The organism is Microbacterium sp. JZ31 (assembly GCF_016805985.1).
Taxonomy (GTDB): domain Bacteria; phylum Actinomycetota; class Actinomycetes; order Actinomycetales; family Microbacteriaceae; genus Microbacterium.
Window position 1 is genome coordinate 2,307,360 of the sequence record NZ_CP017661.1, and the last position, 25,830, is coordinate 2,333,189.

The window sequence follows — 25,830 nt, forward strand, 5'->3', positions numbered from 1 at the left end:
TGCGCTGCTCTGCCGTCATCCTTTCCGCACCCGCGCGGCCGTGTCAACCGACGCACACCCGGGGCCGGGCCGGATCAGGGCAGCACGACGCGCTCGGGCGGGAGCCCGTCGCGCACGACCCAGGCGCGCGACGCCCGCGTGCGGGCATACGGCGGCAGCTCGCGCTCTCCCGCGAGCGTCCGCAGCTCGGTCGCGCAGTCGGCGCCCACCACGAGCGGTGCGACGGACCGCAGCTCCTGCAGCAGTCCCCAGTGGCGCTGCCAGGCGTCGCCGTCGCCGACCAGCACCAGGCGCTCGCCCGCCCTGTCGAGCGCGGCAAGGCGCGTACCGGGCGGGAGGTCGTCCACCACGATCACGCGCACGTCGCCCGGCCACGCCGCCGCGAGCTGATCGCTGCGGCGCCGCGCGGCCCGCAGCACCATGCCCGTGAGCGGCGTGTGCGGCTGCCAGCGCTCCAGGGCGGGAGCGTCGGCCGGCACCGGCGGCGAGGCGTGCACGAACTGCACCTCGAGGCCGTCGAGCATCGCCCGCCCGGGCGGTCGGCGGGGATCGAAGGTCGCGACGTCGCCGCCCGCCGCGGCATGCTCGGTGCGCCCGGGCAGCGCGAGCAGCGCCCGACGCGGCAGCAGGTCGGCGAAGCGCAGCACCGCTCCGCTCAGCCGCGCGGCCGTGATCACGACCGTCGTGCCGGTCTCGCCCGCGTCACGCACGATCGCCTCGACGCGTTCGGCCGCTGCCTGCGCGTACTCGGCCGGGAAGCGCGCCAGCATCGCGTCGGCGTCGTCGATCACCACGACCGCGGGCCGCACGCGATCGATGAGCTCCAGCGCGTCCCAGGCGCCCTCCGCGTCGCGCGGGACCACGACCGCGTCCGGACGAGCGGCCACCACTACGCCCGCCACCGTCGACCGCCCGGAGCCGCCGCCGCCCACGACGGTGAGGCCGCGGTCCTCCCCCGGCGTCAGCAGCACGGGCGAGCGCCGCTGGCGCACGGGATCGTCCGCGACGCCCAGCAGGATGACCCCGCCGCGCGGCGCGCCGACGAGCGCCGCGGCCTCCTCCGCGGTGAGCCGTCCGGGAAGCGGCGGCAGCCACGGCGCGGGGCGACGCGCGCGGTCGGCGAAGCGCGATGCGACCGCGGCGACGTCGGTCGGCGCGGACAGCGCGATGCGGGTCAGTCGGGCGCGGGCGTCGCCCGCGCGGCGGATCCACGCCAGACCGCGCCCGTCCGGCCCGCCGGGGAGCGACGCCGCCTCGTCGGACCCGAGCAGCGCGCGACTCTCGGCGGCCTCGGCCACGCGCATCCCGATGCGCAGCGGACAGTTCGCGACGAGCGCGTCGCGCAGCACACCTCCCGCGCGCTGGGTACCGAGCACGAGATGCATGCCGAGCGCCCGTCCGCGAGCGGCCACGTCCGTGAAGAGGGCATGAAGGTCCGGATGCTCCTGCAGCAGCGCCGCGAACTCGTCGACGACGATCACCAGCCGCGGCAGATCCGACCGCGGGTCCGACACGTCGCGGGCACCGGCTTCGGCGAGCGCCGCCTCCCGGGCACGCAGCTCGGCGCGCAGGCTCTCGACCGCACGTCGTGCGCCGCCGTCGTCGAGATCCGTGATGACCCCGGCCACGTGCGGCAGACGCGCGAGCGGTGCGAAGGCCGTGCCGCCCTTGAAGTCCGCGAGCAGGAACTGCACGCGCTCGGGCGGGAGCGTCGCCGCCAGCGACGCGACCCACGTCACGAGCAGCTCGGACTTGCCGCTGCCCGTCATGCCCACCACGACCGCGTGCGGGCCGTCGGAGACGAGGTCGAGCGCCACCGGATCGCCGTCCTCGAGGCCGATCACCGCGCCGAGAGCACCCAGCGACTCGCCCGCGCCGGCGCGATCCAGCAGCGCGCCGAGGGACACGACGGCGTCCGTGCCCGTGGGTCCCGCGGTCGGCGCGCCACGCACCGCGAGCCGCGCGGCGAGCACGGTCGCCTGCGCGATCGACACGGCCTCGACCTCGATGTCCGCAAGCTCGCCGTCGTGGAGGAGCCGGCCCTTCCCGGGCGCCTCCGCGTCGAGCTCCAGCAGCGCCCCGCATGCCGCGGACGCCTCCCCGCCCAGCGGCGAGACCGCGATCACCACGTCGGCCGCGGGCACGGCCTCGCCGACGCCCACCAGCGCGAGGCGGACGGGCGCCGCCCCCGCCGGGCGCCAGTGCGGCAGCGCCGAGGCCCAGGCGCGCTCCGGCTCCGGCGCCGCGATCACCGCGAGCCGGGTCGCCGGACGCCCGAGGCACAGCTGGAGCACCAGCGCCCTGGCCACGGCGGATGCCGTCACCGGATCCCCCTGCACGGCGATGCCGGCGCGCAGCGGCACCGTCACGGGGGCGCCTTCGAGGACCGCCGCGTGCGCGCGCAGAGTCCGGGCCTCGTCGTCATCGCCACCGGTCACCCGCACGGCGCTCGGCGTCCGGCCGCGACCGATCACGAGCTCGTCCGCGGTGCAGCGCCACTGCCGGCGCGCGTCGGCCACGAGCGCCGCGACGTCCGGTCGTTCCCGCCATCGCGTGGCCCGCTCGGCCGCGTGACGCCGCTCGATCTGCTCGCGCGCGCGGCGCAGCGCGTCGGCATGCCCGCGCTGGTCCTCCCTGCGGCGGCGCCGGCCGCCGCGGGCAGCGTCGAGGAGCGAAGCGCCGGCCATGAGCGGTCCGAGCGCGGCGAAGCACAGGGCGATGAGGGATCCGGTGATCGCCCACAGCGCGACGGCCGCGACGACGGGGACGATCGACGCGATGATCGGGAGTGGTCCGCGCTTGGGCGGCGGCTGCGGCGAGGGCAGCGTGATGGGCTCGTCGAGCGTCGTGGGCATGCGGCAAGTCCACCGCGCGCGACTGCGCGGTGGAGGCCCGCGGCGCCCGGGCCGGGACTACTCGGCCGGTTCGTCCCCTGTGGACGACTCCCCCACGACGCGCGTCTGCGCGGTGGGCGCCTCCTCATCGCTGTCGACCGGGCGCTGGCCGGGCACCGAGACGTCGAGCACGACGATCGTGATGTTGTCGCGCCCGCCGTTCTCGAGCGCGGCCTCGAGCATCGCGTCGACCGCGGCCCCGGGATCGTCGTGCAGCCGCAGGAAGTGCAGGATCCCGTAGTCGGTGAGCTCCTTGGTGAGCCCGTCGGAGCAGATCACGAAGCGGTCGCCGTCGCGCACGTCGAGCCGCACGTAGTCGGGCACGGCGCCCTCGCTGGGGCCGACGGCCCGCGTGATGACGTTGCCGTAGGGGTGGTTCTCGGCCTCCTCGGGGCTGAGGCGCCCGGCCGCGACCAGCTCCTGCACGAGCGAGTGATCGGTCGTGACCTGCGCGAGCGCGTCGTCGCGCTGGATGTACACACGGGAGTCGCCGATGTTCAGCGCGACCCAGGTCGCGTCGTCCTCGGTGATGTCGAGGTAGACGCCCGTCACGGTCGTGCCCGTGCCCTCGTCCGTCGTGTCCGGGTGATCGCCGATGTCGCGCACCGCCTTCGTGAGCGCCTTCTCGATCGTCTCGGGCGACACGGGGCCCTTGCCCACCATGCGGTGCAGCCGGTCGATCGTGCTGGCGCTCGCGATCTCTCCCCCGATGTGACCGCCCATCCCGTCGGCGACGACGAACAGAGGATACGCCGTCAGCAGCGCGTCCTGGTTGATGTCGCGCTTTCGTCCGCGGTGCGTCACGCCCGCCCACGTCAGGATCGCATCGAGGCCTGCAGGCAGCGCCACGGTCTGCGACTGCGTCGTCGTGGGTGCGTCGGACACGGGTATGACCTCCGGATCGGGCGACGACATCTGGGCCGGAGCGAAAACGGTTCAGGCGGATGCGTCGCAAGCAGTGACAGTCTATCGGGAGCGATGCACCGCCCCGCGCCGCTGCCGTCAGATGGCGGGTGCCTCGGGGGCCGGGAAGAAGCCGTCGATCTCGGCGGCCTCGGCCTCGGTCGGACGCCACGCCGCTCCTGCGGCCGCGTTCGCCGCGACCTGCTCGGGCGAGGTGGCGCCGGCGATCACGCTCGCGACGGCCGACTGCGAGAGCAGCCAGCCGAACGTCGCCTCCAGCATCGTGATCCCGCGTGCGTCGCAGAACGCCCGGTAGGCGTCGAGCGCATCCCAGGGCGCGGTCTCCCACAGGTGCTTGCGCTGCGACATGATGCGGCTGTGCTCGGGCCCGCCCTCGCGCGTGAACTTGCCCGTGAGCAGGCCGTTGTAGAGCGGGAAGTACGGGAAGAAGCCGAGGTCGAAGCGACGGACGGCGGGCAGCACCTCGCGCTCCGCGTCGCGCGCGAGCAGCGAGAACTGGTTCTGCGCCGACACGAACCCGGACCGCGTACGCGCGCGCGCCGTCAGGTGCGCCTCGGCGATCTGCCATCCGCTCAGATTCGAGTGGCCGTAGTACCGGATCTTCCCCTCGCGCACGAGATCGTCGAGTGCGTCGATCGTCTCCTCGACGGGCGTGTCGGGATCGGGGGTGTGCAGCTGGTAGAGGTCGATCCAGTCGGTGCGCAGACGCGTGAGCGACGCCTCGAGCGCGCGGCGGATGTAGGCCCTCGAACCCTTCGCGCCCGCGGCGGGACCGTAGCCCATGTCGACCGCGTGGTGCCCGAACTTGGTCGCGATCACGACGCGGTCTCGACGGCCGGCGAGCGCCTCGCCCATCAGCGTCTCGCTGCGTCCCTGCCCGCCGTACATCTCCGCCGTGTCCAGGAACGTGACGCCGTGCTCGATCGCGGCGTCGAGCACCGCACGCGTGCCCTCGAGGGTCTCGGATGTCGTGCCGCGACGACCGAAGTTGTTGCAGCCGAGCCCCACCTCGGACACCAGCAGACCCGACTTCCCGACCCGGCGCAGCGCGACACCACTCATGCCCACCACGCTAGTCGGCACCCGGGCGCGCGAACGCCCCCACCCGAATCGGGCGGGGGCGTTCGCGAGGGGCACTACGGCCGCGGCGGAGCCGGTGGCACGGGTCCGGCGGGCGGCTCGTCGCCGTCCGGACGCGGTGCGGCGGGAGGGGCCGGCGGCGTGGCCGGAGGCGGCACGGGCGCGCCCGGGGCGGGCGGCGGGACCGGCGCGCCGGCCGGCGGCTGAGCGGGGTAGGCGGGCTGGCCCGGCTGACCGTACTGCTCGTGACCCGGCTGAGTGCCGTATCCGGGAGCCTGCCCGTGGCCCGGCTGGCCGTAGCCCGGCTGGCCGTAGCCCTGCTGGCCGTAGCCCGGCTGGCCGTAGCCCTGCTGGCCGTAGCCGGTCTGGCCGTACCCCGCTGCCGAGGTCCGCTGCGTGGGCACGCCGTCCCACACGGTGTTGTCGCCGATGAAGTTGTTCGACGCCCACGACGCGGGCTGGACGTTCGGGTTCCAGGCCGAGCTGCCGAAGCCGGCGACCAGCGCCCAGATCGGCGGGAGGATCCAGAGCACCGTCATTCCCGGGTTCAGACCGAGCTTGAGGCCGATGCGGTACGCGGCGATGAAGCTGAGAACCGTGAGCGCGAGGCTGAACAGGTAGCCGATGCCGATCCACCCCAGCACGATGGTCCCGGCCAGGCCGTACAGCACGAGCCACGGGCTGAGGTCGCCGAGCTTGAAGAAGACCATCATGTTGTAGACCGGCACCCACGCGCGCCACTTGCCCTGCACGCCTGCCTTCTCGAACACCTTCGACAGTCCGAGCGCCAGCAGCACGTAGCTGATGATGCCGACCAACGAGAAGACCAGCGTCAGGATCGCGTACACCGCGAGCAGGGCGCTGAGCTCATCTCCACTAGACATATTTCTCCCCATCTTCCGCGGCCGAGGGCCGACCGCCGGACCCAGGCTATCGATCCTGAGCGCTCGCTGAACAGCGCGGCCGCCCCTATCCGTCGACGACGAGCTCGGTCTCGCCGTCGCGCGTCGCGCCGCGGATGACGATTCCGACGGCTGCGCCCCAGACCACGAGGTCGGCGACCGAGCGGAGGTCGGGGCGGTCCAGCGCGAGCCGGCGCGTCAGCAGCCCCTTGGAGCGCTTGTTGAAGTGATTGAGCGCGCGCACGGCACCGTCCGGACCCTCCGACACGACCCGCACGTACGTGCTCGCCACGGTGTCCGGAATCGGTCCGAGCGCCGCGTACGCCTCCGAGCGCAGGTCGATCACGAGCCCCGGCAGCGCGGCGAAGGCCGCGCGCACCGGATCCGCCCACATCCGCTTGAGCGGCGCCACGCCCGGCAGCGATGCGCCGGCGGCGAGCCGGTACGACGGGATCGGATCGAGCGCGCCGACCGGCCCGAGCGGAGCGGTCTGGATGAGGGCGTGCTCGCCCAGCCAGGCTCGCGCGCCCTCGTCGAGCGATCCGGCGTCGAGTGCGTCGAACAGCACGCCCGTGTAGCGGTCGATCGCCGGCATGGTGGGCGCGGAGCGCACGGCGGCGTTCACGGCGATCTCGCCGAACTGGCGCGCGGAGAGCTTGAGAACCCGGGCCGCGTGATCCGGATCGGCCGACAGCGCCACCAGGGACGCGACGACGGCCTCGCGCTGCGGTGCGAGCACCGGCAGCGCGAGGCCGTCGAAATCGAGTGGCGCGTCCGATCCGCCTGCCCGCTTCGTCTCCGAAGGGGGCAGGAGGATCGTGGTCAGGAGCTCAGCGCCGCGTTGCCCGCGACGACCGTGAGGCGGTTGTTCTCCATCGACACGAAGCCGTCGCGCGCGTCCGCGATGACCTTGTTGCCCGAGGGCTCGGTGATGCGGACCTGGCCCTCGGCGAGGATGGCGAGCATGGGCTCGTGACCCTGCATGAAGCCGATCTCACCCTCGATGGTCTTGGCGACCACGAGGCTCGCCTCGCCCGTCCAGACCTCCTCCTCGGCGGAGACCAGGGTGACCTGCAGACCCATGGTCAGCTGTTCTCCTTCTGAATGCGTGCCCAGTTCGCCTCGACGTCGCCGATGCCGCCCACGTTGAAGAACGCCTGCTCGGCCACGTGGTCGAAGTCGCCCTTCACGATCGCGTCGAACGACTCGATCGTCTCCTTGATCGGAACGGTCGAACCCTCGACACCCGTGAACTTCTTCGCCATGTAGGTGTTCTGCGAGAGGAACTGCTGGATGCGGCGCGCGCGGGCGACGACGATCTTGTCCTCTTCCGACAGCTCGTCGACACCGAGGATCGCGATGATCTCCTGCAGCTCCTTGTTCTTCTGCAGGATCTGCTTCACGGAGGTGGCCACGCGGTAGTGGTCCTCGCCGATGTAGCGCGGGTCGAGGATGCGGCTGGTCGACGTCAGCGGGTCGACGGCCGGGTACAGACCCTTCGACGCGATCTCACGCGAGAGCTCCGTCGTGGCGTCGAGGTGCGCGAACGTGGTCGCCGGCGCCGGGTCGGTGTAGTCGTCGGCCGGCACGTAGATCGCCTGCAGCGAGGTGATCGAGTGGCCGCGCGTCGAGGTGATGCGCTCCTGGAGCACGCCCATCTCGTCCGCGAGGTTCGGCTGGTAGCCCACGGCGGAGGGCATGCGGCCCAGCAGGGTCGACACCTCGGAGCCCGCCTGCGTGAAGCGGAAGATGTTGTCGATGAACAGCAGCACGTCCTGCTTCTGCACGTCGCGGAAGTACTCGGCCATCGTCAGGGCCGACAGCGCGACGCGCAGACGCGTCCCCGGCGGCTCGTCCATCTGACCGAAGACGAGCGCGGTCTTGTCGAAGACGCCCGCCTCCTCCATCTCGTGGATCAGGTCGTTGCCCTCACGCGTGCGCTCGCCGACGCCGGCGAACACCGACACACCACCGTGGTCCTGCGCGACGCGCTGGATCATCTCCTGGATGAGGACGGTCTTGCCGACGCCCGCACCGCCGAAGAGGCCGATCTTTCCACCCTGCACGTACGGGGTGAGCAGGTCGATCACCTTGATGCCCGTCTCGAACATCGTGGTCTTCGACTCGAGCTGGTCGAAGTTCGGCGCCTTGCGGTGGATGGGCCAGCGCTCGGTGACCTCGATGGCCTCGCCGCTCGGGAGGTTCAGCACCTCGCCGGTGACGTTGAAGACCTTGCCCTTGGTCACGTCGCCGACCGGCACCGAGATGGGGGCGCCGGTGTCGCGCACCTCCTGGCCGCGGACCATGCCGTCCGTCGGCTTCAGCGAGATGGCGCGCACCATGTCGTCGCCGAGGTGCTGCGCGACCTCGAGCGTGATCTCGGTGGCCTCCTCGCCCATGACGATTGTCGTCTTGAGCGCGTTGTAGACCTCGGGGATCGCGTCGTGCGGGAACTCGATGTCGACGACGGGACCCGTCACGCGGGCGACCCGACCGACGACCGCGGTCTCGATGACAGTCATTTCGTCTCTCTCTTTTTCAGAACGTCTATCAGGACGCCAGGGCGTCGGCACCGCCGACGATCTCGGCGATCTGCTGCGTGATCTCGGCCTGACGCGCGTTGTTGCGCAGGCGGGTGTAGTCGGTGATGAGCTTGTCGGCGTTGTCGCTGGCCGACTTCATCGCCTTCTGCGTCGCGGCCTGCTTGGCGGCGGCCGACTGCAGCAGCGCGTTGAAGATGCGGCTCTGGATGTACACCGGCAGCAGCCGGTCGAGGACGACGGTGGCGTCGGGCTCGAACTCGTACAGCGGGTAGACCTCGCCACTCGCGTCCGCGTCGTCCGCGCCCTCGACGACCTCGAGCGGGAGCAGGCGGATCTGCACCGGCTCCTGGGTCATCATGCTGACGAAGCGGTTGTACACGACGTGGATCTCGTCCACGCCCCCGTCGGCGTTGTCCTTCTCGTAGGCCTCGAGCAGCGCCTGCGACATCTCCTCGGCGGTCGCGAAGGCCGGCACGTCCGCGTCACCCGTCCACTCCGCCTCCGCGGTGATGCCGCGGAACTGGAAGTAGCCGACGGCCTTGCGGCCGAACAGGTAGAACACGACGTCCTTGCCCTGCGAGCGCAGGAGCTCGGCGAGCTCCATCGCCTCGCGGATGACCTGCGAGTTGAAGGCACCCGCGAGTCCCCGGTCGGAGCTGAGGATCAGGATCGCCGAGCGCGTCAGCGACTCCGGCTCCCGCGTGAGCGGGTGGTCGATGTCGGTGTGCGTGGCGACCGCCGAGACCGCCCGCGTCACCGCGCGGGAGAAGGGCTCCGACGCGCGCACGCGCGCCATCGCCTTCTGGATGCGCGAAGCCGCGATGAGCTCCATCGCCTTCGTGATCTTCTTGGTCGTCTGAGCAGAAGAGATCTTCTGCTTGTACTCCCTGAGCTTTGCTCCCATGATGCGTCGTCTCCGACGGGCTTACGCCCGGCGGCCCTTGACGATCTTCTCCTGGTCGACGTCGGCGACATCGGCCGCGCTGTGCTCCTCGTGGCCCGGCGCACCGAGGTGAACGCCCTTGCCGCCCTGGAACTCGAGCACGAAGGCGTCGATCGCCTTCTCCATCTCGGCGACGGTGTCGTCCTCGAGCTTGCCGCTGTCGCGCAGCGTGTTGAGGATCGTCGTGTTGCGACGCAGGTGGTCGAGCAGCTCGGCCTCGAAGCGCAGCACGTCCTCGACCTCGATCGTGTCGAGCTTGCCGTTCGTGCCGGCCCAGATCGAGACGACCTGCTCCTCGGCCGGGTACGGCGAGTACTGCGGCTGCTTCAGCAGCTCGGTCAGGCGCGCACCACGGGCCAGCTGACGACGCGACGCGGCGTCGAGGTCGGACGCGAACATCGCGAACGCCTCCAGCGAGCGGTACTGGGCGAGCTCGAGCTTCAGCGTGCCGGAGACCTTCTTGATGTGCTTCAGCTGCGCGTCACCGCCGACTCGCGAGACCGAGATGCCCACGTCGACCGCGGGACGCTGGTTGGCGTTGAACAGGTCGGACTGCAGGAAGATCTGGCCGTCCGTGATCGAGATCACGTTGGTCGGGATGTACGCCGAGACGTCGTTCGCCTTGGTCTCGATGATCGGCAGACCCGTCATCGAGCCGGCGCCGAGCTCGTCCGAGAGCTTCGCGCAGCGCTCGAGCAGACGCGAGTGCAGGTAGAAGACGTCACCGGGGTACGCCTCGCGGCCCGGCGGGCGGCGCAGCAGCAGCGACACGGCGCGGTACGCCTCGGCCTGCTTCGACAGGTCGTCGAACACGATCAGGACGTGCTTGCCGTCGTACATCCAGTGCTGGCCGATGGCCGAGCCGGTGTACGGGGCGAGGTACTTGAAGCCGGCCGGGTCGGACGCGGGGGCCGCGACGATGGTGGTGTACTCCATCGCGCCGGCCTCCTCGAGGGCGCCCTTCACCGAGGCGATGGTCGAGCCCTTCTGACCGATGGCGACGTAGATGCAGCGCACCTGCTTGGTCGGGTCGCCCGACTCCCAGTTCGACTTCTGGTTGATGATCGTGTCGATCGCGATCGCGGTCTTGCCGGTCTGGCGGTCGCCGATGATGAGCTGACGCTGACCACGGCCGACCGGGATCATGGCGTCGATCGCCTTGATGCCCGTCTGCATCGGCTCGTGCACCGACTTGCGCATCATGACGCCGGGAGCCTGCAGCTCGAGGGCGCGGCGGCCCTCGATGCCGGTGATCTCGCCGAGACCGTCGATCGGGTTGCCGAGCGGGTCGATCACGCGGCCGAGGTAGCCCTCGCCCACGGGGACCGAGAGCACCTCGCCCGTGCGGGTGACCTGCTGGCCCTCCTCGATGCCGGCGAACTCGCCGAGCACGACGACGCCGATCTCGTGCTCGTCGAGGTTCTGGGCGAGGCCCAGCGTGCCGTCGGCGAAGCGGACGAGCTCGTTGGCCATGACGCCCGGCAGGCCCTCGACGTGGGCGATGCCGTCTGCCGCGTCGATGACGGTGCCGACCTCGGTCGCCGCATCGCCGGTGGGCTCATAGGCGGCGACGAAGTCCTTCAGCGCGTCACGGATGACGTCGGGGCTGATCGTGATGTCTGCCATTGTCTTCCTTCATGTTGTGGGATCTTCGATCCCCAAGTGAGTCCGCACGTCCGAATGGGCAACGGGCGGCAAAGTTGTGAGGTCAGCCCGCGAGCTTCTGGCGCACGTCCGCGAGGCGCGAGGCGATGCTGCCGTCGATGACGTCGTCCGCGATCTGCACGCGCACGCCGCCGACGACCGAGGGGTCGACGACCGGGCTGATCGTCACCTCGCCGCCGTAGGTGCGCGAGAGCGCGGTGGCCAGACGCGCGGTCTGGTCAGCGGTGAGCGGGGCGGCCGTCGTGACCGTGGCCACCGTGCGGCCGCGCTGGGCGGCGACGATGCGGATGGCACGGGCGAGGATGCCGCGGACGCGGCGCCCGCGCGGCTCCTGCACCAGCGACGACACGACGAGCGTCGTGGCCTCGCTCGTGCGGCCGCCGAGCAGCGTCTGCATGAGTGCGCCCTTCGCCCGGCCGTCGCCGAGGCGGCTGCCGAGCGCGAGCTCGAGCTCGGGGTTCTCCGCGACGATGCGGGAGACGCGGAACAGCTCCCCCTCGAGGTCGCCCGAGTCGGCCTTGGCGGCCGAGCGGATGGCGAGCTCCTCGATGCCGTCGACGAGCTCGTCCTGCGACGACCACCGCTGCGCGGCGGCCGTCGTCAGGAGCGACTGCGTGGTCGGCGAGAGGCTGCCGAACACCCGGGTGACGAGCGCGCTGCGGGCCTCGGGCGCCGCAGCCGGGTCGGCCAGCGCGCCGCTCAGCGCCGGCGAGCCGGCGACGGCACGGGCGGCGGCGAAGAGCTCGCGAGCCGTGTCGAGGTCGACCGTCGCCGCGCCGAGCGCCGAGACGCTCGCCGCGAGGGCCTGAGTGGTCGCGCTGCCCATCAGTTGGTCGCCTTCTCGGAGGCCTCGAGGTCGGCCAGGAAGCGGTCGACGACAGCCGCCGCCTTCTGGTCGTCGCTCAGCGTCTCGCCGATGACGTTGCCGGCCAGGTCGATCGCGAGCGTGCCGACCTCGCTGCGCAGCGTGACGAGAGCGGCCTGGCGCTCGGCCTCGATCTGCGTGTGCGCGGTCGACGTGATGCGCTCGGCCTCGGTGCTCGCGTTGGCCTTGGCCTCGGCGACGATGCGCTTGCCGTCCTCACGGGCGGCCTCACGGATGTCACCGGCCTCCTTGCGGGCGTCGGCGAGCTGCTTCGTGTACTCCTCGAGCGCGGCCTCGGCCTGACGCTGCGCCTCATCGGCCTTGGCGATGTTGCCCTCGATCGCGGCGGACCGCGCGTCGAGCATGGCGGTCAGGCGCGGCAGAGCGACCTTCCACACCACGAACAGGATGACGAGGAAGCAGACGAGCGACCAGATGATGTCGTAGACCGCCGGCACCAGCGGATTCGGAGTCTCGTGGGACTCCTCCGCGGCAAGCGTGACAAGAGCGTTCAGCATCCTGTCTCCTTACGTGTCAGCAGCAGTGGATTACTGGACGGGGGCGTAGCCGAAGATGAAGCCGGTCGCGATGCCGATGAACGCGAGGGCCTCGGTGAAGGCGATACCGATCCACATCAGAACCTGCAGACGACCGGCGAGCTCGGGCTGGCGGGCCACGGACTCGATGGTCTTGCCGACGACGATGCCCACGCCGATGGCCGGGCCGATGGCGGCGAGACCGTAGCCGACCGTCGCGATCGAGCCGTACACGTTGGCGAGAACCGTAGTAGCGTCCACGGATTTTTCCTTTCGGTTAGGCGGTGCGCCGTGTGGCGGACCGTCAGTGCTCTTCCGCAACCGCGAGCTGGATGTAGACCGCGGTGAGGATCGTGAAGACGTAGGCCTGGAGGAATGCCACCAGGACCTCGAACAGGGTGAAGGCGAGACCGAAGGCGAGCGTGCCGACGCCCAGGGGCGCCCACCATCCGCCTGCGGTGAAGAAGAAGAAGTGCGTGGCCGAGAAGAACAGCACCAGCATCAGGTGGCCGACGATCATGTTCATCAGCAGTCGCAGCGTCAGCGTGACGGGGCGGATGATGAAGGTCGACAGGAACTCGAGCGGCGTCACGATGATGTACAGCGCCGCGGGGACGCCCGCCGGGAACAGCGAGTTCTTGAAGAAGTTGCCGGGGCTCTTCTTGATGCCCGCGTAGATGAACGTCACGTACGAGATGACCGCCAGCAGCAGCGGCACCGCGATGACGCTCGTGCCCGCGATGTTGATGCCGGGGATGATGCCCGTCAGGTTCATGAACAGGATCATGAAGAACATCGTGGTCAGCAGCGGCAGGAAGCGGTTTCCGTCCTTGCGACCCAGGATGTCGTGCGCGATGTTCACGCGGACGAAGTCGAGGCCCATCTCGACGATGCTCTGCAGGCGGCCGGGCACGACGCGCATGTTGCGCGTGCCGACGATCAGCAGGATGACCAGGACGGCGGTCGCGAGCAGCTGCGCCGCATTGATGCGCGTGAACTCGAGGAACCCGAGCTGGAAGATCGCCGGCGGGAAGAAGTCGGTGATGGACGGCGGGTGGAACGCGCCATCGCTCGATTCGGCAGAGGCGATCAGCATCGCGGCTTGAGTCAACGTGTGGCTCCGGCTTCATAGCTCCGGCATGAGGACCGGGAGGGGCAGGAAGTCGTCATCTGCCGTCCCGATGTCACCATCGGCATCCGCGGGGGAATCGGCAGGAACTCGCTCAGCCTATCAAAGTTTCGGGCGCTTCTACGCCGCGTCGAAAACCTGCTCAGCGGGTCTCGCCGTCGTCGCCGGGAGCGTCCTCCCCTGGCAGCTTCACATCGACGTACGGGGCGCGCGAGCGGAACATCGCGATGCCGTCGATCGCGAGCGAGGCGACGACGCTCACGACGAGCGCGACGAAGAAGACACCGGGCACGATCCAGGGCTGCCCGCGCAGGATCAGCAGCGCGACGATGAACAGCACGAGCTTGAGGAGCCAGCCGCCGAGCACGATGCCGAAGAAGATCGGCACGTAGAGCTGATCGCCGAACCAGCGGTTGGCGACGAGGATGCTGACCGCGGTCAGCAGCATGAACACGGCCGCGATGGCGGCACCGGCGAGGGCGCTGAACATGCCGTCGGTGCCCGCCATGGCGTAGCCGATGGCGCCGCCGACCACCGCGATCACGACCGTGGCGACGGCACCCCAGACGAGCGCGGTGCGCAGCACCGGTGTGCTGGAGATGGACGCGGGCTGCGGGGTGGTCATCAGGCCTCCTGGGCGGCGTGGGTCGGTGCGGCGGGCGGTTCGGCGGAGTCGGCGATCGGGCGGCGTGTGGGCAGGAGGGTCAGGACGAGGCACGCGGCGACGCCCAGGACCCCGAACACGACGCCGATCCAGTACTCCCCCGGCCAGTTCTCGCGCGAGGCGAGGTACATCAGCAGGACCGCGAGCGAGATCACGGCCGTCCACGCGTAGAAGATCAGCACGGCGTCGCGGTCGCTGTGGCCGAGGTCGAGCATGCGGTGGTGGAGGTGCTTGCGGTCGGGCGAGAACGGCGACCTGCCGGCGCGCGTGCGCCGCAGCACGGCGAGGCCGAAGTCGGCCAGCGGCAGCAGCACGACGACGAGCGGCAGCAGGGTGGGCAGGAACGCGCCGAACAGCTGCGAGCGCCCGATGCCGTCCTGCGGGTCGAGCGCGGAGGGCGGGATCTGACTCGTGACGACGATCGTCGAGGTCGCCATCAGCAGCCCCAGCAGGAGCGCGCCGGAGTCGCCCATGAACAGCTTGGCGGGCTTCCAGTTGAGCACGAGGAACCCCGCGCAGGCGCCGATCATGGCGGCGGCGAGGAACGTCGCGAGGCTCGAGTTCGTCGTCTGGGTGTCCCGCGTGAGGATGTACGTGTAGACGAAGAAGACGCCGTTCGCGATCAGGCAGACGCCCGCGACGAGGCCGTCCAGACCGTCGATGAAGTTCACCGCGTTCATCACGACGACGATCGAGAACATCGTCAGGACGATGCTCACCCAGCTGGAGAAGATCGTCATGCCGCCGATCGGCACGGCGTAGATCTGCAGCCCGCCGCCGACGGCGATCACGCCCGCGGCGAGGAACTGCGCGCCGAGCTTGATCGTCCAGTCGAGGTCCCACAGGTCGTCCGCGACGCCCACGACCACGATCAGCAGGGAGGCGGCCAGGATCGCCCACACGGCGCGCGAATCGACCCAGAAGATCTGGAAGAACGGATTCGACGCGGACACCAGCACGACCGTGACGATCGCGAGGAAGATCGCGATGCCGCCGAGCCTCGGTGTCGGGGTCTTGTGCACGTCGCGCTCGCGGATGCCGGGGTACAGCTTGTAGCGCATGCTCAGGCGCCACACCGCCCAGGCGAGCGCCGTCGTGAGCGCCGCCGTGAGCAGGATCGTGAAGAGGTACTGCCTCACGCGGGCTCTTCGTCGGGCGCCGTCGGCGCGGACTCGTGCGCCGCGGGCGCGGGGCCGTCGTCGTCCGAGGGCTCGAGCAGGTCGCCCAGCACCTCGCGCAGCTCGTCGCGCGACACGGCGCCGTCGCGCAGGACGCGCACGCGGGGCTCGTCGTCCCGCGGGCCGACGAGCGCGGTCGCGTCGACGATCGTGGAGGCGACGCCCGTCCGCGAGGGACCGTCGTCGAGGTACACCGCGACGCTGTCTCCGAGCATGTCGCGCGCGCCGTCGCCCGTCACGGCCGCGGGCTGCCCCGTGAGGTTCGCGCTCGACACGGCGAGCGGGCCGGTCTCGGTCAGCAGCTCGAGGGCGATCCGGTGATCCGGCATCCGCACGGCGACCGTGCCCTTCGTCTCGCCGAGGTCCCACGACAGCGACGGCTGCGCCGGGAGGACGATCGTCAGCCCGCCCGGCCAGAAGCGCTCGACGAGGCGCTCGACCGGCTCGGGCATCTCCTCGACGAGCGCGCGCATGGCGTCGACGCCCGACACCAGCACGGGCGGCGGCTGCTGCCGGCCGCGGCCCTTCGCATCCAGCAGCCGCTGCACGGCCTGCGCGTCGAAGGCGTCGGCCGCGACGCCGTAGACGGTGTCCGTCGGCATCACGATGAGGTGGCCGCGCGCGATCGCCTGGCGCGCCTGACGCATGCCGGAGAGCAGCTCGGCCCCGTCGCTGCAGTCGAAGAGGGGGGAGGACATCGGCACGATTCTATTTGCATCGCCTGTCTGCTTCCCTCCGCGGGTTCCCGGCCGTCCTCGCCGCACGCTCTCCCGCCGTCCGGACAGCGGCGGACGCCGCTGTCCGGCGTGTATCACGCGGATGAGGCTCCACTCCTCTGCGTCAGCGCAACACGTCCGTCACGGATGCGCGGGCCCTGCACCGGCGGGGAGGCGATCCGTTCCCGGTGGCGGACGACCCGACCAAGAACAGGACCTGAGGATCGCCCGATGACCACGATCGATGCACCCCGTCCGCTTCTGGGCCGCCCCGCGGCTCCGGTCGCTCCACTCGTCGCGGCACCGGAGCCGTCGGACGCCGGCTCCGGGATCCTCCCGGGGCTGGCGGCCCCGGCGACGGCCCCGTCGCTGGCACGACGCCGTCATCGCGAGGCCGTCCACCGGCGACTGGTGCTCGCGGGAGACACGGCGGTGCTCGCCACGACGTGGGGCGTCGTCGCCTCGATCGAAGCGAGCGTCGACGCGCTCCTCCCCCTCGGCATCGCGGCGATCGGATGGTGGCTGTGCCTGGCCGCGTCGCGCTCGCGCGACCCGCTGCTGCCGCTCTCGCGCGAGCTCATCCGCGTCGCGATGGCCAGCGGAGCCGCCCTCGGCGCGCTCGCCGTCGTCACGGTGATGCTCTCGGCGCTGCCCTCGGCGATCGTCGACGTCGCATGGCTCGCGCCGCTGCTCGCCGTCGCGCCCGCCACGCTGGTCGGCCTGGGAGCCGTGCGCTCGCTGTGGCGACGCCGCCTGTCCGCGCAGCTGCGCGTGGGCGAGCACCTCACGCGCGCGATCGTGATCGGCGCGGCGGACGAGGTCTCCTCGCTCACCGAGGCGCTGTCCCGGTCGGAGCAGATCCGCGTGTGCGGCAGCGTCATGTGGGACGACGCCGCACTCATGGGGCGCGAGGACGGGTCGGCCGCCCTGCGCCGGACCGTCGACGCCGCCACGTCGCTGCGTGCCGACACCGTGATCGTGGCGCGCGTGCCCGCGGGCCCGCACCTCCTGCGTCGCCTCGCGTGGGCGCTGGAGGGCACGGTCGACGAGATCGTGGTGTGGCCCGGCATCGCCGAGGTCTCGGCTCCGCGTCTGCGCATGCACTGGGGCGGCGACGTGCCGCTGCTGCGCGTCGCCCAGCCCGTGTACGACGCCCGCCGCGCCGCCAAGCGCGTGGTGGACGTCGTCGTCGCGACGATCGCGCTGATCCCGATCTCGATCCTGACGGTGCCGATCGCGCTCGCGATCCGTCTCGACTCCGCGGGGCCGGTGTTCTTCCGCCAGGACCGCGTGGGCGAGGGCGGCAGGCTCTTCCCCATGCTCAAGTTCCGTTCCATGACGGCGAGCGCCGAGCGGGACAGGGCCGCGCTGATCACGGCGAACGAGGCCGCGGGCCCGATGTTCAAGATCCATCACGACCCGCGCGTCACGCGGGTGGGGCGCATCCTGCGCAAGTATTCGCTCGACGAGCTGCCGCAGTTCTGGAACGTGCTGGCGGGCGACATGAGCGTGATCGGCCCGCGCCCCGCTCTGCCGTCGGAGGTCGCCGTATACGCCGAGGACGAGCGGCGCCGGCTGTACATCAAGCCGGGCATCAGCGGCCCATGGCAGGTCGGCGGGCGCAGCGACCTCGGCTGGGAGCGCGGCGTCTCGCTCGATCTGCACTACGTCGAGAACCGCTCCATCGCGCGCGACCTCCAGCTCATGCTGCAGACGGTGGGGGCGGTCCTGCGGCCGCGCGGCGCGTACTGATCCGGCGGCGGCGGGCTACGGCCGGATCGCGGTCGTCGTCCGGTCGCGGCGGGTCAGGTCGGGATGCGTGGCGGCGGCGCGCCATCCTGCCTCCCCCAGCAGGTCGCGGATCGCGCGTCCCTGCAGCTCGCCGTGCTCGATCACGAGCAGCCCGCCCGGGCGCAGCAGGCGCATGCCGACGCGGCTCAGCTCGCGCACGACGTCGAGGCCGTCCGGCCCGCCGTACAGCGCGGCGTGCGGATCGTGCAGGCGCACCTCCGGGTCGCGCGGCACGGCGTCGTCCGGGACGTACGGCGGATTCGACACGACGACGTCGACCGTGCCGTCGAGCTCGGGGAACGCCACGGCGAGATCCACGAACGCCAGGCGCAGGTTCGGAGCCCCCACGCGGCGATGGTTCTCGCGGGTCCAGACGAACGCGGCGGCCGAGTTCTCCGCCGCGTGGATCCGCGCGTGCGGCACCTCCGTCGCCAGAGAGAGCGCGATCGCCCCGCTGCCCGTGCCGAGGTCGACGCCCACCGGCTCGGGCGATCCGGCGGCGCGCAGCGCGTCGATCGCGAGCTGCGCCACGGACTCGGTCTCGGGGCGCGGCACGAACACGCCGGGCCCGACCGCGAGCTCCAGGTGGCGGAAGTACGCGACCCCGGTGATGTGCTGCAGCGGCTCCCGCGCGGCGCGTCGCGCGACGAGCTCCTCGTACGCGGCGACCTCGTCGGCCGTGAGCTCGTCGCCGCGGATGACGCCCGTCTGCACCTCGCCGCGGCTCTGATCGCGAAGGTGCGCCAGCAGCAGCTCGGCGTCGACCTGCGGATCGGGCACGCCGGCCTCGGCGAGGCGACCGGCCGCGGCACGAAGCACGTCGCGCAGGGCGCGAGAGTCGTGCAGCTCCTCGGCGGGGTGCAGGGCGGTCATGAGCAGACAGCCTAATCCGCGCGCGTCACACGCGCTCGCCGGGGCCCGCTCGCGCAATACGCTGGTGCGTGGCGGGCAGGATCCGCCGTCGCCCCGGCCCGCCCGACGTCCGGGCCCACCCTGAACGAGGAGAACCGTCATGTCCGGTGTCCACGCAGACATCACCACCGCGTTCGGCAACACGCCGCTCGTGAAGCTGAACCGCGTCACCGAGGACGCCGGCGCCGAGGTGTACGCCAAGCTCGAGTACTTCAACCCCGGCTCGTCGGTCAAGGATCGCCTCGGCATCGCGATCATTGACGCGGCGGAGGCCTCGGGCGAGCTCAAGCCGGGCGGCACGATCGTCGAGTCGACGAGCGGCAACACGGGCATCGCCCTCGCGCTCGTGGGTGCGGCGCGCGGCTACAAGGTGATCCTGACCATGCCGGCCTCCATGTCGAAGGAGCGCCGCGTGCTGCTGAAGGCCTTCGGCGCCGAGCTCATCCTGACGGACCCGACCGGCGGCATGAAGCTGGCGCTGGCCGAGGCGGAGAGGATCGTCGCCGAGACGCCGGGCGCGATCCTGGCGAAACAGTTCGCGAACGCGGCGAACCCCGAGATCCACCGCCGCACGACGGCCGAGGAGATCTGGCGGGACACCGACGGCGAGGTCGACATCTTCGTCGCCGGCATCGGCACGGGCGGCACGATCACGGGCGTCGGGCAGGTGCTGAAGTCACGCAAGCCGGACGTCACCGTCGTCGCGGTCGAGCCGACCGCGTCGCCGCTGCTGTCGACGGGCACCCCCGGACCGGCCAAGATCCAGGGCATCGGGCCCAACTTCGTGCCGCCGATCCTCGACACCGACGTGTACGACGAGGTCGTCACCGTGGAGTTCGAGGACGCGCTCGCGACCTCGCGCGCGCTCGCCTCGGGCGAGGGCATCCTTGCCGGCATCTCCGCCGGCGCCGCGGTGTGGTCTGCCGTGCAGCTCGCCAAGCGCCCGGAGAACGCCGGCAAGAAGATCGTCGTGATCGTCCCCGACACGGGTGAGCGCTACATCTCGACGGCGCTGTTCGAGGACCTGCGGGAAGAGGCCTGACCTAGGCTCGTCCGCATGGGATTGCACGTCCGCGAGGATGTCGAAGCCGCGCGCCGTCGTGATCCGGCGGCGCGCGGCTTCCTCGAGATCGCGTCGCTCTACCCCGGGCTGCACGCCGTGTGGGCGCACCGGGTGAACCACGCGCTGTGGCGTCGCGGCTTCCGCTTCGTCGCGCGCGCGGGATCGCAGCTCACGCGCTGGCTCACCGGGATCGAGATCCACCCGGGAGCGAGCATCGGGCGGCGCTTCTTCATCGACCACGGCATGGGCGTCGTGATCGGCGAGACGGCCGAGATCGGCGACGACGTGATGCTCTACCACGGCGTCACCCTCGGCGGCACGACGATGTCCCCGGGCAAGCGGCACCCCACCCTCGGCGACGGCGTCGCGGTCGGTGCCGGGGCCAAGATCCTCGGCCCCGTCACGATCGGCGCGCACAGCGCCGTGGGGGCGAACGCCGTCGTGACCAAGGACGCGCCGCCGTACAGCGTCGTGGTCGGCGTGCCGGCCAAGGCCCGCCCGCGGGCGACGGACGAGGACACCCGGCGCGTGCTGATGGCGCCCGAGTACATGATCTGACGATGGCCGAGCTGCACGAACTGGGACTGCGCGCACTCGCTGCCGCGCTGCGCGACGGCGACGTGACGCCGGTCGAGGCGACCGCGTACTTCCTGGCGCGCGCCGAGGCGCACGAGCGGCTGGGGGCGTTCGCCGAGGTGACGGCCGACGCGGCCCGCGAGCGCGCGGCGGCGCTCGGCGCTCCCCCGACGGAGACGCCGCCGCTGTGGGGCGTGCCCCTCGCCGACAAGGACCTGACGGCGCGCGAAGGCGTGCCGACCCGGTACGGGTCGCGGGCGTTCGCCGATCACGTGCCCGAGCGATCCGACCCGCTCGCGAAGGTGCTCGACGACGCCGGAGCCATCAGCCTGGGCAAGACGAGCACGCCGGAGTTCGGGCTGACGGGCTTCACCGAGACGCGGATCGGATCTCCCGCGCGGGACCCGTGGGATCCGGAGAACGGCGCGGGCGGCTCGAGCGGCGGCGCGGCCGTCGCGGTCGCGGCGGGCCTGCTGCCGGCGGCGCCCGCGTCGGACGGCGGGGGCTCGATCCGGATCCCGGCCGCGACGGTGGGCGTGGTCGGCGTGAAGCCGTCGCGCGGGCGCGTGCCCGCCGGGTCGGGACTCGACTCCCCCGGAGGGCTCGCGGTCGCCGGCTCGATCGCGCGCACGGTGGACGATGCAGCGATGCTGCTCGACGTGCTCGCGGCGGGACCGTACCCGTACGCGACCCGGGCGACCGGCGACAGTCAGATCTCCGAGGCGTCGCGCGTGCTGCCGGGGCAGCTGCGGCTCGGCGTCACGACGACGTCGCCGTGGGAGGAGACCATGGACATCCGCCTCGACCCGAGCGCCCGAGGCGCGCTCGACGAGGCGGTCCGCGTGCTGGCGGGCGCCGGTCACGACATCGAGGACGCCGCGTGGCGCCCGACGGGCTACGGCGACATGTTCATGACGCTGTGGCGCGCATCGGCGGCGCGCATCCCCGTGCCGGACGAGCGGCTGGACGAGGTCGAGCCCGTCACGGCCTGGCTCATCCGCGAGGGGCGCGCGCTCGGCGCCGCGCGGCTGCTGGAGGCGTACGCCGACGCGACCGCGTTCGAGCGCGCCACGATCACCGCCTTCGACGGGTTCGACGCCGTGCTGACGCCCGCGCTCGCGCTGCCGCCGCAGCCGCTCGGCTGGTTCGCGCAGGACGAGCCCGAGCTGAGCTTCACGCGCCAGTGCCAGTACGCGCCGTACAGCAGCTTCGTGAACGTCGCGGGCCTGCCCGCGGTCACGGTGCCGGTGCTCGCCGACGGGCATCCCGTCAGCGTGCAGCTCATCGGCCGCCCGGGCGGCGAGGCGCTCATCCTGCATCTCGCTGCCCACCTCGAGCGCTCCCGCGGCTCGCTCCCCTGGCCCCGGGAGTCTGAGGGATCTCGCACCGGCCGCGGCAATCCGCGACGTCGATGCATCACAGCGCGACTTGGGGTCTCTGACAGTGCATGAGCTCCATGGACACCCTGACGGGAGCGATCCCGACGCTGGACACCGACGGCGTGCCGATCCATCTGGTCACCGCCGAGCCCGCGCTGCACCTCATCGCGGAGGCGGCCGAGCGCCGCCCCGCGCGGCCTCTCGCCGTGGCCTCCATCAACCTCGATCACCTGCACCACTTCGGACGCCACACGAACCCCGAAGCCTCCCCCGCGGGAGGGCCCGTCGAGTGGCTGAACCTCATCGACGGCGCGCCCATCGCCGCGCACGCGAAGCGCGAGACCGGGCAGCCCTACCCCAAGCTCTCCGGCAGCGACCTCGTGGTCGAGGTGCTGCGCCTCGCCGCGGCGCGCGGACTGTCGGTCGCGGTGCTGGGCGGCGACCCGGCGGTGACCGAGCCGCTGCGGGATCGCCTCGGGACCGAATGGCCCGGCGCGCGCTTCGCGGGGCACTGGACGCCGCCGCGCGAGCAGCTCGCGACCGCCGACGGCGCCGCACAGGTCGCCGAGGAGATCCGCGCGGCCGGTCCCGACATCCTGCTCGTGTGCCTCGGCAAACCGCGTCAGGAGCAGTGGATCGAGCAGTACGGCGCGCGCTCGGGAGCCGGCGTGCTGCTGGCGTTCGGCGCCGTGGTCGACTTCCTCGCGGGCCGCGTCGCGCGTGCGCCGGGCTGGATCTCCCGAGCCGGCCTCGAGTGGGCGTGGCGCCTGATGCTGGAGCCGCGCCGACTGGCGAACCGCTATCTCGTGCAGGGCCCGCCCGCGTACCTCGCGCTGCGCCGCTCGGCCCGCCCGGCGCTGCGCGGGGCCGCGCTGGGCGTCCCGCAGCATGCGTGAGCCGGACGAGGGCCGCTTCGCCCTGACCGGCCGGGTCGAGGTCGCCGCGGTCGTCGTGACCTACGGCAGCGCCGCGCACCTGGGTCCGCTGATCCAGGGACTGCGTGCGGAGGCGCGGGACGTCTCGCTCCGCGTGATCATCGCCGACAACTCGCCGGACGACGCCACGCTCCGCGTGGCGCGCGCGCACCCGGACGTGATCGCGGTGCCGACGCACGGCAACCTCGGCTATGCAGGCGGAATCAACGTGGGCCTTCAGTACGTCGGCGATGCGGAGTCGGTGCTGATCCTGAATCCGGATCTGCGCGTGCACGCGGGCGTCCTGCGCACGCTGCTGGAACGGCTGCGCGCCGATCCCGGTCGCGGTGCGGTCGTGCCCCGCATCGTGGACGAGACCGGCGCGACGTCGTTCTCGCTCTTCCGCGAGCCCGCGGTGCTGCGCGCGCTGGGCGACGCCGTGCTCGGACCGCTGTGGCCGGGGCGACCCGCCGCGCTGTCCGAGTGCGTGCGCGACCCGCGGGCGTACGGGCGCGAACAGGACGTCGACTGGGCGACGGGCGCCGCCGTGCTGTTCTCGGAGCGCGCCGCGGCCGCGGTCGGCGAATGGGATGAGCGCTTCTTCCTGTACTCCGAGGAGACCGACGTCCTGCGCCGCGTGCGCGAGGCCGGGCTGACCGTGCGCTACGTGCCGGACGCGGTCGTGGCGCACAGCCAGGGCGGATCCGGATCCTCCCCCGCGCTCGAGGCGCTGCTGGAGGTCAATCGCGTGCGCTACGTGCGCAAGCACGCCCCGCGCCGCGCCGCGTCGTACCGCGCCGCGGTGACGGTGGGTGCGGCGATCCGCGCGCCGCGATCCGCGCGCCACCGACGCCTGCTCGGCGTCCTGCGCGACGAGCGCGGCTGGCACGACCTGCCGGCCGCGACCTGGCGCGGCCCGGGGTCGCCGCAGGCGGCGATCGTCATCCCCGCGTTCGACGAGGCCGCGGTGATCGAGCGAACTCTTTCGCGCCTCGCCGAGCCCGCCGCCGCCGGATCCCTCGAGGTCGTCGTCGTGTGCAACGGCTGCACGGACGACACGGCGGCGCGCGCGAGCACCTTCCCGGGCGTGCGCGTCGTGGAGCTCGCCGAGGGGTCCAAGCCCAACGCCATCAACGCCGGCATCGCGCGCACCACCGCGCGGCCCGTGCTGGTGCTGGACGCGGACATCGAGCTGTCGTCGGCCGCGATCCCGGGGCTGGTGCGGGCGCTGCGTGCGCCGGGCGCGGTCGGCGGCCGCCCGCCCTTCGAGTACGACCTGGCGCGGACGGATCCGTGGGTGCGCTCGTACTACCGTGCGCGCTCGCGCATGCCCGCGATGTCGACCGCGCTGTGGGGCGCGGGCGTCTACGCCCTGACGCGCGAGGGCGCCGCGCGGGTGACGCCGATCCCTCCCGTCACGGCCGACGACGTCTACGTCGACCGACGCGTGCGGCCCGTGGAGAAGCGGATCCCCCCGCTCGCGCCCGTGCGCGTGCGCGTGCCGCTCACGGCTCCGGCCCTGCTCGACACGCTCGTCCGCGTGCGTCGCGGCCCCGCGCAGCAGGGGGTCGACACGGGCGACTCGACGGCCCGCGAGCTGCTGCGCACCGCCACGAGCGCCTCCCACGCGTGGGACGCCGCCGTCTACGCGGCGTTCGCGCTTCTCGCCCGCCGCCGCGCGACGAGTGCGAGGGTGCGCTGGGAGCGCGACGGCTCGACGCGGGTCGCCACCGCCTGAGACGCCGGATCGCCGGCGCGGACCCCGCTGGGGGTCGCGCCGGCGATCTCTTACCGGCTGCCCACCGCGGTGTGGACCGCCCGACGCGATACCGCCGTCGACCGTTCCGGTGAGGCGCGTCGGACGCGAGAGAAGAACCGCGTCACCGGGGCGTCGCACCGGTGGCGCGGTCCTTCGCGGCCCGCAGTGCGGGCATCCTCACGTCGCGGACGACACCGCCAGGGTCGCGGGCAGGCGCGGCGCCCGCACGCGCGGCCGGAGCAGGCGCGCGAAGCGGCGCTCGACGAACTCGTACATCAGCCACGACGCCACGAGCGACGCAGGGAAGGCGAGCACGGCGCCCAGCACGAGCGGCAGCTCGAGCACGTCCGCGAGCAGGATCATCCAGGCGAGGATCATGCCGTGCAGCAGGTAGAACGAGAACGACCAGCTGCCGAGCATCACGGAGACGGGGTGCGAGAAGAACGAGCGCCGCTCCTCGATGTCGGACGTCGCGAGCGCCAGGATCATGAGCGTCAGCGGCACGATCGTCACCGCGATGATCTGCAGTCCCGGGGGCGCGAACGAGGCGCCCATCACGGCCAGCACGGCGAACACGGTCGCCAGCCACACCGGCATGCGCACCCGCAGTCCCTTGCGCGCGAGGAAGCCCAGGGCGACGCCCAGCAGGAACTCGGGCACGCGCATCGGCGGGAAGACGTAGACGAACCACTGGACCACCGGGTCGCCCCACAGGAAAGTGGCGACGACGCCGATGACCACGGCGAGCGCGGTGCATGTGGCGGCGAGGCCCCACAGGAGGCGGGCGGAGGCGCGATGCAGCAGGATCGCGACGAACGGGAAGATCGCGTACATGAAGGCCTCGCAGGAGAGGCTCCAGAACACCGCGTTGGCCGCGAAGTGCGCCATCGGGTCGGGGAACCACGCCTGGATCAGCGTGTACGGCAGGAGATTGAGCGGCGAGAAGCCGGCGTACACGAGCGACACGACGATCGCGGCCGTCACCGCCACGAAGTAGGCCGGGTAGATGCGGGCGAAGCGGCGCCGGTAGAAGGCGCGCGCCGTGTCGCCGGGACGGTGCGCCCAGGCCATGATGAAGCCGCTGAGCACGAAGAACATCGACACCATCGACATGCCGGCACCGAGCAGCCCGGGCTCGGCATCCGGCAGCAGCACGATCGCATGGCACGCGAAGACGACCGCGCCGCCCGCGAAGCGCACGCCCGCGAGCGAGGGGAGGTGGGAGCCGCTCATCGCCGGGGCGCCGGCGGTCAGGTCCCGGGGCCTTCGCTCCGCGGCCACCCGGGTCCGGTGATCCCGCCGCGTCTCGCCGTCGATCCTGACCTCGGTCATCGTCCGTCCTTGTCCGTCCCGCACCGCGGAACCGCTCACGGGTGCCGGCGTGCGCCGGACACTCC

The 25,830-nt window shown here is 72.1% G+C and carries 24 protein-coding genes; 6 read left to right on the forward strand and 18 right to left on the reverse strand.

Annotated features, from left to right (window positions below; genetic code table 11):
- Positions 1-74: 74 nt before the first annotated feature.
- The 16 genes from BJP60_RS11050 to BJP60_RS11125 form a co-directional block, all read right to left on the reverse strand.
- The gene (locus BJP60_RS11050) at positions 75-2,855 is read right to left on the reverse strand and encodes an FtsK/SpoIIIE domain-containing protein (RefSeq protein ID WP_203135804.1); all 2,781 of its coding nucleotides are present in this window, start codon (positions 2,853-2,855) and stop codon (positions 75-77) included.
- Between the two features lie 57 nt (positions 2,856-2,912).
- The gene (locus tag BJP60_RS11055) at positions 2,913-3,779 is read right to left on the reverse strand and encodes a PP2C family protein-serine/threonine phosphatase (protein WP_442923384.1); all 867 of its coding nucleotides are present in this window, start codon (positions 3,777-3,779) and stop codon (positions 2,913-2,915) included.
- 117 nt (positions 3,780-3,896) lie between these two features.
- Positions 3,897-4,880: an aldo/keto reductase gene (locus tag BJP60_RS11060; RefSeq protein ID WP_203135806.1), complete on the reverse strand. Its 984-nt coding sequence runs from the start codon at positions 4,878-4,880 to the stop codon at positions 3,897-3,899.
- A gap of 74 nt (positions 4,881-4,954) precedes the next feature.
- The gene (locus BJP60_RS11065) at positions 4,955-5,782 is read right to left on the reverse strand and encodes a DUF5684 domain-containing protein (protein WP_203135807.1); all 828 of its coding nucleotides are present in this window, start codon (positions 5,780-5,782) and stop codon (positions 4,955-4,957) included.
- An 85-nt stretch (positions 5,783-5,867) separates the two neighbouring features.
- On the reverse strand, positions 5,868-6,617 hold the full coding sequence (locus BJP60_RS11070; RefSeq protein WP_203139276.1) for a YaaA family protein: 750 nt from the start codon (positions 6,615-6,617) through the stop codon (positions 5,868-5,870).
- A 5-nt stretch (positions 6,618-6,622) separates the two neighbouring features.
- On the reverse strand, positions 6,623-6,883 hold the full coding sequence (locus BJP60_RS11075; protein WP_203135808.1) for a F0F1 ATP synthase subunit epsilon: 261 nt from the start codon (positions 6,881-6,883) through the stop codon (positions 6,623-6,625).
- A gap of 2 nt (positions 6,884-6,885) precedes the next feature.
- Positions 6,886-8,322, reverse strand: coding sequence for a F0F1 ATP synthase subunit beta (atpD, locus tag BJP60_RS11080; RefSeq protein ID WP_203135809.1), 1,437 nt, complete (start codon positions 8,320-8,322; stop codon positions 6,886-6,888).
- A gap of 28 nt (positions 8,323-8,350) precedes the next feature.
- The gene (locus tag BJP60_RS11085) at positions 8,351-9,247 is read right to left on the reverse strand and encodes a F0F1 ATP synthase subunit gamma (RefSeq protein WP_203135810.1); all 897 of its coding nucleotides are present in this window, start codon (positions 9,245-9,247) and stop codon (positions 8,351-8,353) included.
- Between the two features lie 21 nt (positions 9,248-9,268).
- Entirely contained in the window at positions 9,269-10,912 is a 1,644-nt protein-coding gene (gene atpA / locus BJP60_RS11090) for a F0F1 ATP synthase subunit alpha (RefSeq protein WP_203135811.1), read from the reverse strand.
- Positions 10,913-10,994: 82 nt separating this feature from the next.
- Positions 10,995-11,777, reverse strand: coding sequence for a F0F1 ATP synthase subunit delta (locus BJP60_RS11095; RefSeq protein WP_203135812.1), 783 nt, complete (start codon positions 11,775-11,777; stop codon positions 10,995-10,997).
- Complete coding sequence (locus BJP60_RS11100; RefSeq protein WP_203135813.1) at positions 11,777-12,334, reverse strand: F0F1 ATP synthase subunit B; 558 nt, start codon at positions 12,332-12,334, stop codon at positions 11,777-11,779. Before BJP60_RS11100 ends, BJP60_RS11095 begins: the two co-directional genes overlap by 1 nt.
- Positions 12,335-12,364: 30 nt before the next feature.
- Complete coding sequence (atpE, locus tag BJP60_RS11105) at positions 12,365-12,613, reverse strand: F0F1 ATP synthase subunit C (protein ID WP_203135814.1); 249 nt, start codon at positions 12,611-12,613, stop codon at positions 12,365-12,367.
- A 43-nt stretch (positions 12,614-12,656) separates the two neighbouring features.
- Complete coding sequence (gene atpB, locus BJP60_RS11110) at positions 12,657-13,448, reverse strand: F0F1 ATP synthase subunit A (RefSeq protein ID WP_203135815.1); 792 nt, start codon at positions 13,446-13,448, stop codon at positions 12,657-12,659.
- Between the two features lie 175 nt (positions 13,449-13,623).
- Complete coding sequence (locus tag BJP60_RS11115; protein ID WP_203135816.1) at positions 13,624-14,106, reverse strand: hypothetical protein; 483 nt, start codon at positions 14,104-14,106, stop codon at positions 13,624-13,626.
- Positions 14,106-15,284: an MraY family glycosyltransferase gene (locus BJP60_RS11120; protein WP_203135817.1), complete on the reverse strand. Its 1,179-nt coding sequence runs from the start codon at positions 15,282-15,284 to the stop codon at positions 14,106-14,108. Before BJP60_RS11120 ends, BJP60_RS11115 begins: the two co-directional genes overlap by 1 nt.
- On the reverse strand, positions 15,281-16,021 hold the full coding sequence (locus BJP60_RS11125; RefSeq protein ID WP_203135818.1) for an L-threonylcarbamoyladenylate synthase: 741 nt from the start codon (positions 16,019-16,021) through the stop codon (positions 15,281-15,283). Before BJP60_RS11125 ends, BJP60_RS11120 begins: the two co-directional genes overlap by 4 nt.
- 249 nt (positions 16,022-16,270) lie before the next feature.
- On the opposite strand from BJP60_RS11125, the gene BJP60_RS11130 reads away from it, so the two are divergent.
- Positions 16,271-17,791, forward strand: coding sequence for a sugar transferase (locus tag BJP60_RS11130; protein WP_203135819.1), 1,521 nt, complete (start codon positions 16,271-16,273; stop codon positions 17,789-17,791).
- A gap of 15 nt (positions 17,792-17,806) precedes the next feature.
- Here BJP60_RS11130 and prmC read toward each other — a convergent pair whose 3' ends face one another.
- Positions 17,807-18,703: a peptide chain release factor N(5)-glutamine methyltransferase gene (gene prmC / locus BJP60_RS11135; RefSeq protein ID WP_203135820.1), complete on the reverse strand. Its 897-nt coding sequence runs from the start codon at positions 18,701-18,703 to the stop codon at positions 17,807-17,809.
- A gap of 139 nt (positions 18,704-18,842) precedes the next feature.
- On the opposite strand from prmC, the gene cysK reads away from it, so the two are divergent.
- Genes cysK through BJP60_RS11160 form a run of 5 tightly spaced genes read left to right on the forward strand, consistent with a single transcriptional unit; the run spans position 18,843 to position 24,412 of the window.
- Positions 18,843-19,784 (forward strand): cysteine synthase A, encoded by a 942-nt coding sequence (gene cysK, locus BJP60_RS11140; RefSeq protein ID WP_203135821.1) that lies wholly within the window; start codon positions 18,843-18,845, stop codon positions 19,782-19,784.
- Between the two features lie 15 nt (positions 19,785-19,799).
- The gene (gene epsC, locus BJP60_RS11145) at positions 19,800-20,363 is read left to right on the forward strand and encodes a serine O-acetyltransferase EpsC (protein ID WP_203135822.1); all 564 of its coding nucleotides are present in this window, start codon (positions 19,800-19,802) and stop codon (positions 20,361-20,363) included.
- A gap of 2 nt (positions 20,364-20,365) precedes the next feature.
- Entirely contained in the window at positions 20,366-21,832 is a 1,467-nt protein-coding gene (locus tag BJP60_RS11150; RefSeq protein WP_203135823.1) for an amidase, read from the forward strand.
- A gap of 5 nt (positions 21,833-21,837) precedes the next feature.
- Positions 21,838-22,656, forward strand: coding sequence for a WecB/TagA/CpsF family glycosyltransferase (locus BJP60_RS11155; protein ID WP_203135824.1), 819 nt, complete (start codon positions 21,838-21,840; stop codon positions 22,654-22,656).
- Complete coding sequence (locus BJP60_RS11160) at positions 22,649-24,412, forward strand: glycosyltransferase family 2 protein (protein ID WP_203135825.1); 1,764 nt, start codon at positions 22,649-22,651, stop codon at positions 24,410-24,412. Before BJP60_RS11155 ends, BJP60_RS11160 begins: the two co-directional genes overlap by 8 nt.
- Before the next feature lie 198 nt (positions 24,413-24,610).
- On the opposite strand, the gene BJP60_RS11165 is transcribed toward BJP60_RS11160, so the two are convergent.
- On the reverse strand, positions 24,611-25,765 hold the full coding sequence (locus tag BJP60_RS11165; RefSeq protein ID WP_203135826.1) for an acyltransferase family protein: 1,155 nt from the start codon (positions 25,763-25,765) through the stop codon (positions 24,611-24,613).
- Between the last annotated feature and the right edge of the window lie 65 nt (positions 25,766-25,830).

Coding starts and splice junctions, on each gene's coding strand:
- BJP60_RS11050 (WP_203135804.1), bottom strand. CDS start 2,855: ATGCCCACGACGCTCGACGAGCCCATCACGCTGCCCTCGCCGCAGCCG.
- BJP60_RS11060 (WP_203135806.1), bottom strand. CDS start 4,880: ATGAGTGGTGTCGCGCTGCGCCGGGTCGGGAAGTCGGGTCTGCTGGTG.
- BJP60_RS11065 (WP_203135807.1), bottom strand. CDS start 5,782: ATGTCTAGTGGAGATGAGCTCAGCGCCCTGCTCGCGGTGTACGCGATC.
- BJP60_RS11075 (WP_203135808.1), bottom strand. CDS start 6,883: ATGGGTCTGCAGGTCACCCTGGTCTCCGCCGAGGAGGAGGTCTGGACG.
- atpD (WP_203135809.1), bottom strand. CDS start 8,322: ATGACTGTCATCGAGACCGCGGTCGTCGGTCGGGTCGCCCGCGTGACG.
- BJP60_RS11085 (WP_203135810.1), bottom strand. CDS start 9,247: ATGGGAGCAAAGCTCAGGGAGTACAAGCAGAAGATCTCTTCTGCTCAG.
- atpA (WP_203135811.1), bottom strand. CDS start 10,912: ATGGCAGACATCACGATCAGCCCCGACGTCATCCGTGACGCGCTGAAG.
- BJP60_RS11095 (WP_203135812.1), bottom strand. CDS start 11,777: ATGGGCAGCGCGACCACTCAGGCCCTCGCGGCGAGCGTCTCGGCGCTC.
- BJP60_RS11100 (WP_203135813.1), bottom strand. CDS start 12,334: ATGCTGAACGCTCTTGTCACGCTTGCCGCGGAGGAGTCCCACGAGACT.
- atpB (WP_203135815.1), bottom strand. CDS start 13,448: ATGCTGATCGCCTCTGCCGAATCGAGCGATGGCGCGTTCCACCCGCCG.
- BJP60_RS11115 (WP_203135816.1), bottom strand. CDS start 14,106: ATGACCACCCCGCAGCCCGCGTCCATCTCCAGCACACCGGTGCTGCGC.
- BJP60_RS11125 (WP_203135818.1), bottom strand. CDS start 16,021: ATGTCCTCCCCCCTCTTCGACTGCAGCGACGGGGCCGAGCTGCTCTCC.
- BJP60_RS11130 (WP_203135819.1), top strand. CDS start 16,271: ATGACCACGATCGATGCACCCCGTCCGCTTCTGGGCCGCCCCGCGGCT.
- prmC (WP_203135820.1), bottom strand. CDS start 18,703: ATGACCGCCCTGCACCCCGCCGAGGAGCTGCACGACTCTCGCGCCCTG.
- cysK (WP_203135821.1), top strand. CDS start 18,843: ATGTCCGGTGTCCACGCAGACATCACCACCGCGTTCGGCAACACGCCG.
- epsC (WP_203135822.1), top strand. CDS start 19,800: ATGGGATTGCACGTCCGCGAGGATGTCGAAGCCGCGCGCCGTCGTGAT.
- BJP60_RS11150 (WP_203135823.1), top strand. CDS start 20,366: ATGGCCGAGCTGCACGAACTGGGACTGCGCGCACTCGCTGCCGCGCTG.
- BJP60_RS11155 (WP_203135824.1), top strand. CDS start 21,838: ATGGACACCCTGACGGGAGCGATCCCGACGCTGGACACCGACGGCGTG.
- BJP60_RS11160 (WP_203135825.1), top strand. CDS start 22,649: ATGCGTGAGCCGGACGAGGGCCGCTTCGCCCTGACCGGCCGGGTCGAG.
- BJP60_RS11165 (WP_203135826.1), bottom strand. CDS start 25,765: ATGACCGAGGTCAGGATCGACGGCGAGACGCGGCGGGATCACCGGACC.